We start from the raw sequence: 4,253 nt of genomic DNA, 5'->3' as shown, positions 1-4,253 counted from the left end.
GTTTTAATGTCGATTGTAATGTAACACATCCACTCTGTGCCCCTGTCGTTCAAACTGTTATAATCGCGCGCATTATTATTTACTCCCGGGTTTTATTCCTAAACCGCAGCCGGATGCCTGCGGTAACTGATTATTGGATATTATGAGCACAGATAATTTTCTCGCTGAAGTAAACAGTCGCCGTACGTTCGCGATCATCAGCCACCCTGACGCCGGTAAAACCACCATTACCGAGAAGGTTTTGTTATTCGGACAACTGATCCAAAAGGCTGGTACCGTTAAAGGTAAAAAGTCCGGCCAGTACGCCACATCCGACTGGATGGAGATGGAAAAAGAGCGGGGCATTTCGGTAACCACCTCGGTGATGCAGTTCCCTTATGCTGATTGTCTGGTTAACCTGCTTGACACCCCAGGCCACGAAGACTTCTCGGAAGATACCTACCGCACGCTAACGGCGGTGGATTCGTGCCTGATGGTTATTGACGGTGCTAAAGGTGTAGAAGAACGTACCATTAAACTGATGGAAGTTACGCGGCTGCGTGATACGCCAATTATCACCTTTATGAACAAAATGGACCGCGATATTCGTGATCCTATTGATTTGCTGGATGAAGTTGAAAGCGTACTGAAAATCGCCTGCGCACCTATTACCTGGCCAATTGCTTCAGGTAAGGAATTTAAAGGCGTATATCATATCCTGCGTGACGAAGTGATTTTCTATAAATCCGGTATGGGCCATACCATTCAGGATGTGGATATCATCAAGGGTCTTGATAACCCTGAGCTGGATAAGCGTATTGGTTACTATGCGCAGCAACTACGCGATGAGATGGAACTGGTGCGTGGTGCCAGTCATGAATTTGACCAGGAGCTGTTTTTAAAAGGTGAGTTAACACCGGTATTCTTCGGTACGGCTTTGGGTAACTTTGGGGTAGACCATATGCTGGATGGCTTAACAGCCTGGGCACCAGCGCCGCAATCACGCGCTACCGACAGCCGCACTGTGGCACCAACTGAAACCGGCTTTACCGGCTTTGTGTTTAAAATTCAGGCCAATATGGACCCTAAACACCGCGACCGCGTGGCGTTTTTACGCATTGTGTCGGGTAAATACGAAAAAGGCATGAAAGTGCGCCACGTGCGCATTGGTAAAGATGTGCTTATTCCGCAGGCGCTGACGTTTGTCGCTGGCGATCGTGAGCACTTAGAAGAAGCTTATCCGGGCGATATTATCGGTTTACATAACCACGGCACCATCAAGATTGGTGATACCTTTACCAGTGGCGAGAATATGCAGTTCACGGGTATTCCAAACTTTGCGCCGGAACTGTTCCGCCGTATCCGCCTGCGCGACCCGCTGAAGCAAAAGCAGCTGCTTAAAGGCCTGGTGCAGTTATCCGAAGAAGGTGCGGTACAGGTGTTCAGGCCGCTTGATAACAACGATCTGATCGTTGGCGCTGTCGGTGTACTGCAGTTTGATGTGGTTGTGCATCGGTTAAAGTCAGAATACAACGTAGATGCGTTGTACGAAGCGGTAAACGTGTCGACGGCTCGTTGGGTATACAGTGATGATGGCAAAGCGCTGGACGAGTTTAAAAACAAAGCCAGCCAGAATCTGGCACTGGACGGCGGCGATGCGCTGACCTATATCGCACCAACCATGGTAAACCTGAATCTGGCCATGGAGCGTTACCCGAAAATCAAATTCCATAAGACACGTGAACATTAACAGGTAAGCCGGATGAATATTAAGCAATTATTAACTGAGAAAACGCAAAGCGCGTTCGGCGCCCTGGGCTTACCTGCCGATACGAATGCTGCCGTTACGGTAAGTACCCGCCCTGAGTTTGGTGATTACCAAATAAACGGTGCTATGGCTGCCGCTAAGCTGATGAAGACGAATCCGCGTCAGCTAGCCGAGCAACTGGTGCAACAACTGGCGCTTGAAGGCATTGCCGAAAAAACAGAAATCGCCGGCCCGGGTTTTATCAATGTCACGCTGGATAAAGCGTGGTTGGCCGCGCAGCTGCAACAGGCAGCAGCAGATAGCCGTTTGGGCGTAAGCACGAATACGGCGCCACAAACAGTGGTAGTAGATTACTCGGCGCCTAACCTGGCAAAAGAGATGCACGTTGGCCATTTACGTTCGACCATTATTGGCGATGCTGTAGTGCGTACGATGGAGTTCTGGGGCGATAAAGTTATCCGTCAGAACCATATGGGCGACTGGGGCACCCAGTTTGGTATGCTGATCGCGCACTTAGAAGATAAGCTGGCGGCGGGTATTGATCTGGAATCTGTCGCACTTGCCGATCTGGAAGATTTCTACCGTGAAGCGAAAAAGCGCTTTGATGACGAAGCCGGATTTGCCGATAAGTCGCGTGACTATGTGGTTAAGCTGCAAAGCGGAGATGCACATTGCCAGAAACTGTGGCAGCTGTTTATCGATACCTCGGTCAAGCACAGTGAAGAAGTCTATGAAAAGCTAAATGTCACCTTAAGCCACGCTGATATCAAGCCGGAAAGTGCCTATAACAGTATGCTGCAGGGCATTGTCGATGATTTAAAACAGCGTCAGCTGGCGGTAGAGGATCAGGGCGCGCTGGTGGTATTTCTGCAGGAGCTGGCCGATAAAGAAGGTAATCCGTCAGCCTTTATCGTGCAAAAAACCGGTGGTGGTTTCCTGTATTCGACCACCGATTTAGCCGCTTGTCAGTATCGTAGCCATGACTTAAATGCCGATCGCGTCGTGATTTTTACCGATGCACGCCAGGCGCTGCATTTTAAGCAGGTTGAGCTGGTAGCCCGTAAAGCGGGTTACCTGCGCGATGCAACGACCTATGATCACTGCCCGTTTGGCACCATGATGGGTGAAGATGGTAAACCCTTTAAAACCCGTACCGGCGGCACCGTAAAACTGGCCGAATTACTGGAAGAAGCGGTAGTGCGCGCTAAAGCTGTGGTGCAGGATAAAGCCAGCGACTTGTCAGAAGATGAAATCGCTGAAGTGGCACGTAAAGTCGGTATTGGCGCGGTGAAGTTTGCTGACTTATCGAAAAACCGCACCAGCGACTACATATTTAGCTGGGATGCGATGTTAAGCTTTGAAGGTGCGACCGCGCCTTACCTGCAATATGCCTACACCCGGGTGCGCAGTATTTTGCGCCGCGCTGAGATCGCCGATGGGTTCAGTGCAGCGCTGGTGATTGCGCAAGAGCAGGAAAAACAATTAGCCGTTAAATTGCTGCGCTTTGAAGAGGTGTTACAGCAGGTGATGAAAGATGCACAGCCTAACCTGCTGTGTAATTACCTGTATGAGCTGGCCAGTTTATATATGGCGTTTTACGAAGCTTGCCCAATACTTAAAGACGGCGTTGAACCAGCACAGCGTGACAGCCGTTTAATGCTAAGTATTTTTACCTCTAAGCTGTTAAAGCAAGGCCTGGATTTGCTGGGTATTGAGGTTATGGAGCGTATGTAAGCTATGAAAATCGACGATATTCGCCGCAGTTACACCAAAGATAAGTTGGAGTTCGATAAATTGACTGCCGATCCAATAGCGCAGTTTGAGCTATGGCTCAAAGACGCTATCGCGGCAGAGTTACCGGATCCTACTGCGATGTGTGTGGCAAGTGTCGACGAACATGGTCAGCCGTCACAGCGTCTGGTGTTACTTAAAGACGTGGATCAGGACGGCTTTACCTTTTACACTAATCTTGGTAGCCGTAAGGCGACTGAACTGTCGGCAAACCCAAAGGTGTGTCTGCATTTTCCCTGGCACCCACTGGAGCGGCAGGTAATAGTTTATGGTACTGCCGAGCGGGTCAGCTCAAGCCAGGTAGCCAAGTACTTTTTGTCCCGCCCCAAAGAAAGTCAGTTGGCGGCCTGGGCATCAGAGCAAAGCCGACCGGTATCAACCCGCTTAGCGCTGATGCAAAAGTTTGCCGAGATAAAACATAAGTTTGAACATGGTGAAATACCGTTGCCTTCATTCTGGGGCGGTTTTTTGGTGCGGCCGCATAAAATCGAATTCTGGCAAGGCGGCGAGCACCGTTTACACGATCGTTTTATGTACACCAGGCAAAGCGATAACAGCTGGAGTATCGAACGGTTATGCCCTTAACCGGGCTATGGGCAGCAAGCAGCCGCCAGCGGTTGTTTGATAGCCATTGCCATCTTGATTTACCTGAACTCAACACAGAGCAACTTGCGCATTGGCGCAGTGCTCAGCAGGTTGGTGTCGAAAAGTTACT

At 49.9% G+C, this 4,253-nt stretch carries 3 protein-coding genes; all 3 read left to right on the top strand.

Translation table 11 applies throughout. The features are described 5' to 3' along the window. Nucleotides 1–142 precede the first annotated feature (142 nt). From prfC to pdxH, 3 genes are read left to right on the top strand one after another with little or no spacing between them, the layout of a single operon-like run. Nucleotides 143–1,729: a peptide chain release factor 3 gene (gene prfC, locus VIN66_RS09245; protein WP_331923712.1), complete on the top strand. Its 1,587-nt coding sequence runs from the start codon at nucleotides 143–145 to the stop codon at nucleotides 1,727–1,729. A gap of 12 nt (nucleotides 1,730–1,741) precedes the next feature. After that, on the top strand, nucleotides 1,742–3,481 hold the full coding sequence (gene argS, locus VIN66_RS09240; protein ID WP_331923711.1) for an arginine--tRNA ligase: 1,740 nt from the start codon (nucleotides 1,742–1,744) through the stop codon (nucleotides 3,479–3,481). Nucleotides 3,482–3,484: 3 nt separating this feature from the next. After that, on the top strand, nucleotides 3,485–4,123 hold the full coding sequence (gene pdxH / locus VIN66_RS09235; RefSeq protein WP_331923710.1) for a pyridoxamine 5'-phosphate oxidase: 639 nt from the start codon (nucleotides 3,485–3,487) through the stop codon (nucleotides 4,121–4,123). Nucleotides 4,124–4,253: the final 130 nt, after the last annotated feature.

This window comes from Rheinheimera sp. (genome assembly GCF_036568245.1).
GTDB lineage: Bacteria > Pseudomonadota > Gammaproteobacteria > Enterobacterales > Alteromonadaceae > Alishewanella.
The sequence above is the reverse complement of the archived record's forward strand: the minus strand, read 5'-3'. Positions and strand labels throughout refer to the sequence as shown.

What these genes read in the sequence shown, in the direction of transcription:
- prfC (WP_331923712.1), top strand. Translation starts at nt 143, where the DNA reads ATGAGCACAGATAATTTTCTCGCTGAAGTAAACAGTCGCCGTACGTTC.
- pdxH (WP_331923710.1), top strand. Translation starts at nt 3,485, where the DNA reads ATGAAAATCGACGATATTCGCCGCAGTTACACCAAAGATAAGTTGGAG.
- argS (WP_331923711.1), top strand. Translation starts at nt 1,742, where the DNA reads ATGAATATTAAGCAATTATTAACTGAGAAAACGCAAAGCGCGTTCGGC.